A 6,476-nucleotide genomic window follows, 5' to 3' on the forward strand; every position below is an offset into this window, starting at 1 on the left:
AAAGCGGACTTAAGATTCCCGGGTGGTAATTCAGGGAATCGAATGAAAAACGTCACGCTGCGCCAGCTGCGGGTGTTCAACGCCGCGGCGCGTCACCTGCATTTCGGCAAGGCCGCGCAGGAGATGCACCTGACCCCGCCGGCGGTGTCCATCCAGATCCGCGAACTCGAGGCGCAGGTCGGGCTGCCCTTGTTCGAGCGCCAGGGCAAGTCGGTCAGCCTGAGCCCGGCCGGCGAGTATTTCCTGGTCTATGCGCGCAAGATCCTGGCCACGTTGAAGGACGCCGAGGACGCGATGGCGCGGCTGCGCGGCCTGAAGACCGGGCGCCTGACCATCGGCATGGTCAGCACCGCGCAGTACTTCGTCCCGCGCCTGCTCGCGCGCTTCCACGAAAGCCATCCTTACCTGGACGTGCGCCTGGCCGTGGGCAACCGCGCGCAGCTGATCGAGCAGTTGCAGAACAGCGAGCTGGACCTGGCCATCATGGGCCAGCCGCCGAAGGAGATGGATACCCGCGCCGAGGTGTTCGCGGCGCACCCGATGGGCGTGGTGGTGCCGCCGGGACACGAGCTGGCGCGCGGCGGACCGCACGGGCCGGAACTGCTCGCGCAATTCAACTTCATCATGCGCGAGCCGGGTTCGGGCACGCGCGCGACCCTGGAGGAATACCTGCTGCGCCACCGCGTGGAGCTGCAGATGTGGACCGAGATGCCGAGCAACGAAAGCATCAAGCAGGCGGTCATGGCCGGAATGGGTATCAGTTTCCTGTCGCTGCACACGGTCGGCCTGGAGCTGCGCGACCGGCTGCTGGTGGTGCCGCCCATGCAGGGCATGCCGGTGCTGCGTCGCTGGTACGCGGTGAACAGCCAGTCCAAGCTGCATTCGCCGGCGGCCGAGACCTTCCGGCTGTTCGTGCTCGAACACGGCGAGACCTTCCTGGCCGAGACCTTCGGCCTGCCCGAGGCGGCGCCGGAGCCCGAACGCCCGCGCGGCACGGCAGCCGGGCCGCACACGGCGCGCTGAGCGGCGCGTCCGCGCCTCAGCTGCCGACGATCGAAGCCTCCAGCCAGTCGCTGATGTGCTGGCTGGCCTGGTCCACCTCCTCGCCCCGGTGCAGTTGCTCGTGCCAGCGCGCCACCGCCTCGTCGCGCGGCGCGGCGCAGCGCAGGAAGGCGGTCAGCGGACAGGTCGCCAGGTCGGTGTGCGAGGGCGGCACGTGCAGCGCCCGCACGTAGCGCCAGTGGTAGGCCAGCGCGCCGAGGTGGCTGCTTACCGAGGCCTGCGTCGGCTGGGGGCGAAACTCCCGCAGCCAGCGCGAGGCCTGCTCCGGCGGCAAGGGCCGGCACAATCCGAAACCCTGGCCCATCGTGGCCCCCAGCAGGCTGACCGCCTCGACCGCGTCGGCGTCCTCCAGGCCCTCGACCACGGCCGCGCGCCGCAGGTCGTGGGCCACCTGGATCAGCGAGCCCACCAGGCTGATGACCCGCAGCGGATACGTGCGCAGCGTGGCCAGCAGGCCCTGGTCGATCTTGATCACGTCGAAGGGCAGGCGCGACAGGCGCTCGAGGCTGCTGTAGCCCGAGCCCAGGTCGTCCATCGACAGGCGTACGCCGAGGCCCGCGAGCTGCTCGATGCCCACGCGCTGCGAATCCGAGTGCAGTTCCTGGGTCTCCAGCAACTCGATATGCAGGCGCTCGGGCTCCACGCCCCGGCTGCGCAGGGCCTCGTCCACCCAGCGCGTGCAATCGGGGTTCAGCAGGGTCGAGGGAGGCAGGTTGATGGAGATGCCCAGGCGCGCGAAACGCGCAGCCTGCCCGCTGAGCTCGACCAGCCAGTCCAGGGCCTGCCCCAGGCCGAGCTGGAACAGGCGGTCCAGTTCGGCGTGGCCCAGCAGCGGCAGGAACTGGCCCGGCGGCACCACGCTGCCGTCGGGCATGTGCAGCCGCGCCAGCGCCTCCACCGCGTCGACCTCGCCGCTGCGCAGGTCGAACACCGGTTGCAGGTGCATGCGCAGGCCTCCCGTGAACATGCATGCACGATAGGCTTCGGCCCGTTCCTCGGGCAAGGCGAAGCCGCTCGGGCTGCGGCTGGACCGCCAGGTCTGCTCCCAGCGGCGCTGCAGGCCCTGGCCGAATTCGCGCATCCAGTCCGCCTCGAACTGATTCGGGTAGGCCCCGTACAGGTACAGGCAGGCCGCCACGTTGCCGGCTTCGTCGCATACCGGCAGCGCGAAGGTCGACTGCACCCTCAGCCGGGTCGCCTGCCCGTTCCAGAAGCCCAGGCGCGGGTCCGCGGCGTAGTTGGGCGTGCTCTGCGCCAGCCCGCTGCGCCAGGCCAGCGCCACCAGGCCCTGGCCGCGCGGTGTTTGCGAGTCGATGAGCACGCTGGTGCCGGGATCGCGCATGACCTCGGTGATCTCCCGGGCCTGCGGACCGGCGCTGCGCTCGACCGTCAGCACGCCTTGCTGATCCAGGCGCAGCAGCAGCGCGGCGCGCACCCCCGGTAGCGCGCCCAGCACTTCCAGTTCCTCGGCCGAGGCATCCGCCCACGCGGCGCCGGCGCGCACGTACGGGCGCGCCAGCAGGCGCCAGTAGGCGCCGAGCACGCGTTCGGTCGCATCGGTCTGGCCCTCGATGTCGTCGTGCAGGCGCTGCTCCACGATGCGCGACAGCGCGTGGCGATCCTCGGCGCTCAGCCCGGTGCGCGACCCGAGCCGGGCCAGCAGGCCGCCGTACTGCGCCTGCGAGCGCACCAGCATGGATCCGCCCACCCCGACCAGCGCATGCACGCGCCCCACCGCCTCGGCGCGCTGGCGCAGTTGGTCGCGCGTGGTGCCGGGGTGCACCAGGAACTGCAGGTGCGCGGCCTGGCGGGCCTTCAGGCTGCGCAACTGTTCGGCGCTGAGCGCCTCCAGGATGCGCGCGCTCTGCGGCTCGCGGGCCAGGCCCTGGTAGAAGGCCTCCACGAATTCCGTGCCGGCCTGCGCGAAATGCTCCGCCGCGTTTTCCAGCAATGCCGCGGCCCGAAGCCCGTAGGGCTGCTCGGCCGCTTCCGGCCCCAGGGCCTGCTGATTGTCTCGCATGCGCTGGAAGATAGCGCTTTCCGCCGTCCTGCAAAACCCGTGGCGAATCCTGGCCCGTCAACTCGGGCATCGGCGCAACGCTGAGGCCCTGGCGGCCTGCCGGGCGGCTCGCGCCTGCCCTGGGTCGATGCCGGTGGCGCGCTGGAAGTCCGCGTCGAGGCGGCGCAGCAGCGCCGGGTCGCTCGGCTTCACGGCCTTGGGCCCTGCTCCGGGCGGTGAGACCAGTTCGTCCGAATACCCCGGGTTGATGCCGAAGGCGCAGACCTGCCCGTCCGAGAATTGCTCGTAGAGCGTGTAGGGCGAACCGTCCGGCTGCAGGTTCAGCAGCACCCGGTTCCCGTTCATGCTGTCGGGAATGTCGCAGGTGTGGACTCCGGGAAAGCTGCGCATGCCGTACTTGGAGCCGTCGGCCAGGCGCAGGTTCAGCGAGATCGCGTCCTCGGTACGGGGAGTCTCGTTGTAGGTGTAGCGCTGCCAGTTCGTGGAGGCGCCCGGCTGGAGGATCGGCGTGGGGGTGATCTGCTCCGCATAGGTCTCGCCGAACACGATCAGGTTCGAGATGCTCGCGTCGAGGCCGTAGTTGGCCATCTGCAGGCTGTAGTCGAAGGGCGCCGGCGTATGGTTGACGAAGGACACGTAGACCCACGGAGGGGTGTCGCTCGCGGCTGCGGAAGCGGCGGATGCCGGGGAGGCAGCCGGTACTCCGGGCGCCGCCCATGCGGCATCCGCGGAGACCGCGGCCGCGATGCAACTGGCGAGCAGCATCGCGGCGAAGGAGAGGGTACGCTGAGGTTTTGACATGATGGGCTCCTTGAGTCTGGAGATTGTCCGGATCCTCCCAAGACCTTGGAGTCCATGACACCCATATGTGTACCCAGCCTGGGGTCACCTTCGCCCCAGCCTGCCTCGCTCAGTTGCGCAGCCGGTACCCGGTGCGGAAGATCCAGGCCACGACCGCCAGCGCGATGCCCAGGAAGACCAGGGTCATCGCCAGGCTGAGTCCCACGCCCACGTCGGCGGTGCCGTAGAAGCTCCAGCGGAAGCCGCTGATCAGGTAGACCACCGGGTTGAACAGCGCCACCGTATGCCACACCCCGGGCAGCATGTCGATGGAGTAGAAGCTGCCGCCGAGGAAGGTCAGCGGGGTGATGATCAGCAGGGGCACGACCTGCAGCTTCTCGAAGCCGTCGGCCCAGATGCCGATGATGAAGCCCACCAGGCTGAAGGTCACCGCGGTCAGCAGCAGGAAGGCGACCATCCACAGCGGGTGTTCCACGCGCAGCGGCACGAACAGCCCGGCGGTGGCGAGGATGATCAGCCCCAGCGCCACCGACTTGGAGGCCGCGGCGCCGACGTAGCTCAGCACGATCTCCAGGAACGACACGGGCGCCGACAGCAGTTCGTAGATGGTCCCGGTGAATTTCGGGAAATAGATCCCGAAGGAGGCGTTGGAAATGCTCTGGGTCAGCAGCGACAGCATGATCAGCCCGGGGACGATGAAGGCCCCGTAGCTGACGCCGCCGACGTCCTGCATGCGCGAGCCGATGGCCGCGCCGAACACGATGAAATACAGCGAGGTGGAGATCACCGGCGAGATCACGCTTTGCATGATGGTGCGCAGCGTGCGCGCCATCTCCTGGCGGTAGATCACGCGGACCGCGTAGCCGTTCATGCCTGGCTCCCGTGCAGCAGCCCGACGAAAATGTCTTCCAGCGAGCTCTCGGTGGTGCGCAGGTCGCGGAAGGCCACGCCCTGTTCGCGCAGTTTCTCCAGCAGCGCTCCCATGCCGGCCCCCTGGTCCTGGGTGTCGTAGGTGTAGTGCAACTCGGCGCCGTCGGCGCCCAGCTCCAGGCCCAGGCCGTGCAGCGCCGGCGGCAGCTCGGGCAGCGCATGCTGCAGCTGCAGGGTCAGGTGCTTGCGCCCGAGTTCGCGCATCAGCTCGGCCTTCTCGCGCACCAGCACCAGGCGCCCGCGGTTGATCACGCCGATGCGGTCGGCCATCTCCTCGGCCTCCTCGATGTAGTGCGTGGTCAGGATGATGGTCACGCCCGACTCGCGCAACTGGCGCACCAGGTTCCACATGTCGCGCCGCAGCTCCACGTCCACGCCGGCAGTGGGCTCGTCGAGGAACAGCAGCCGGGGCTCGTGCGACAGCGCCTTGGCGATCAGCACGCGGCGCTTCATGCCGCCGGACAGCGTGCGCAGCTGGTTGTCCTTCTTGTCCCACAGGGACAGCGCGCGCAGCACCTTCTCGATGTGCGCGGGATCGGGCGCGCAGCCGAACAGGCCGCGGCTGAACGAAACCGTGGCCCAGACCGTCTCGAAGGCGTCGCTGGTCAGTTCCTGCGGCACCAGCCCGATCAGCGAGCGCGTGGCGCGCCAGTCGCGGGAGATGTCGCGGCCGTCCACGCTGACGCGGCCGGCGCTGGGGTTGACCAGGCCGCACACGATGCTGATCAGCGTGGTCTTTCCGGCGCCGTTGGGGCCCAGCAGCGCGAAGATCTCGCCGCGCCGGATGGAAAGGTCCACCGATTGCAGGGCCTGGAAGCCCGAGGCGTAGACCTTGCCCAAGCCTTCGATGCGCAGGATTTCGTCGCCTGGGGCGGAACGCGTGGGGGTGAGCATGGCCGAGAGGTTACCAGGGGGTGGCGATGCGTGCCGGGGCGGAATTCCGCCGCGTCCGTGCGGTCATTGTTACCGTTTCCGCCGCTCGGGCCGGCGCCGGCGGGCGCCTCTCCCGAGGTAGACAGAGGGGCTTTCGCGTGCCCCGTCGCCTGGCATGGGCCTTGCTTGCCAGGGGCGCGTTCGTCGCCGCACGAGCGTCGGAGCCAGGCTCGCGTTTGCATCGCGGCGGCGACCATCATCCTTACTACAACCGGAGACATCCGACATGCAAGCCCAACCCAAGCGCGCCCTGCGTCGCATCGCCAAGTCCGTCGCCGCCTCGCTGGCGCTGGCCGGCGCCAGTTTTGCCGCCCACGCGGCCACGGCCCCGGCGCAGATCAAGATCGGCACGCTGTACGCCAGCACGGGCCCCTTCGCGGTGGCCTCGCAGGGGCAGTTCGAAGGCCTGAAGTTCTGGGCCGAGGCGGTGAACAAGGACGGCGGGGTGTTCGTCAAGGCCTTCGGCAAGAAGATCCCGGTCAAGATCGTGGCCTACGACGACCAGAGCTCCACGTCGACGGCGACCACGCTGTACAACCAGCTGATCACGCAGGACAAGGTGGACGTGCTGGTGGCCGATTTCGGCTCGGTGCTGACCTCGGTGGCGGTGCCGCTGGCGGCCGAGCACCACATGCTGCTGATCGACCCGACCGGCTCGGGGGCGAACTTCTTCACCAAGAAGACCGATTACCTGGCCGACGTGAGCATTCCGGCCTCCACCGTGTGGCCG

At 69.2% G+C, this 6,476-nt stretch carries 6 protein-coding genes; 2 read left to right on the forward strand and 4 right to left on the reverse strand.

Going from position 1 to position 6,476, the window contains the following annotated elements; genetic code table 11:
• The first annotated feature begins 42 nt into the window (after positions 1-42).
• Complete coding sequence (locus D466_RS0106360; protein WP_018912878.1) at positions 43-1,023, forward strand: LysR family transcriptional regulator; 981 nt, start codon at positions 43-45, stop codon at positions 1,021-1,023.
• Between the two features lie 16 nt (positions 1,024-1,039).
• Here the strand turns inward: D466_RS0106360 and D466_RS20815 are convergent, their stop codons facing one another.
• From D466_RS20815 to D466_RS0106380, 4 genes are all read right to left on the reverse strand, one after another.
• Entirely contained in the window at positions 1,040-3,082 is a 2,043-nt protein-coding gene (locus D466_RS20815; protein WP_018912879.1) for an EAL domain-containing protein, read from the reverse strand.
• A gap of 57 nt (positions 3,083-3,139) precedes the next feature.
• Positions 3,140-3,883 carry a hypothetical protein gene (locus D466_RS0106370; protein WP_156004069.1) on the reverse strand — a complete coding sequence of 248 codons (744 nt, stop codon included), beginning with the start codon at positions 3,881-3,883 and terminating at the stop codon, positions 3,140-3,142.
• A gap of 109 nt (positions 3,884-3,992) precedes the next feature.
• Positions 3,993-4,754 (reverse strand): ABC transporter permease, encoded by a 762-nt coding sequence (locus D466_RS0106375; RefSeq protein WP_018912881.1) that lies wholly within the window; start codon positions 4,752-4,754, stop codon positions 3,993-3,995.
• Entirely contained in the window at positions 4,751-5,707 is a 957-nt protein-coding gene (locus tag D466_RS0106380) for an ABC transporter ATP-binding protein (RefSeq protein WP_018912882.1), read from the reverse strand. Before D466_RS0106380 ends, D466_RS0106375 begins: the two co-directional genes overlap by 4 nt.
• A 265-nt stretch (positions 5,708-5,972) precedes the next feature.
• On the opposite strand from D466_RS0106380, the gene D466_RS0106385 reads away from it, so the two are divergent.
• Positions 5,973-6,476, forward strand: a 504-nt coding sequence (locus D466_RS0106385) for an ABC transporter substrate-binding protein (RefSeq protein ID WP_018912883.1), incomplete at its 3' end; no start/stop codon positions are given.

The organism is Thiomonas sp. FB-6 (assembly GCF_000377645.1).
Lineage (GTDB): Bacteria > Pseudomonadota > Gammaproteobacteria > Burkholderiales > Burkholderiaceae_C > Thiomonas_A.